At 22.2% G+C, this 293-nt stretch carries 1 protein-coding gene; it reads right to left on the reverse strand.

The annotated features are described in order from the left end of the window. On the reverse strand, window positions 1–257 hold a 257-nt coding region (locus QP548_RS16870; protein WP_284905666.1), incomplete at its 3' end, for a hypothetical protein. Window positions 258–293: the final 36 nt, after the last annotated feature.

Consider the following 293-nt stretch of genomic DNA (forward strand, 5'->3'; position numbering starts at 1 on the left):
AATATTTCTACATTAATTGCTATTACATTTATAACTTTTTTTTCTACTTTTACCTTCTTTATAAATCTATTTTTAGAGTAAACTTCTATCCATTTTAAACTTCTCCAAATTGATAATTTTCCATTAACTGAATCAAAATTATCCTTCTCTAAAAGTTTCTTTACAATCTCATGATTTATATATAATTCTGATAAGTTGTTATTATAAATTGCAAGTCCTTCTTTAAGAGCATACCTAACAACTTTTCTATACTCCAAAGCATATTTATTTAAATCTTTCACCTAATAAATTAA

Source organism: Clostridium sp. UMB9555A (assembly GCF_030222355.1).
Lineage (GTDB): Bacteria > Bacillota > Clostridia > Clostridiales > Clostridiaceae > Sarcina > Sarcina perfringens.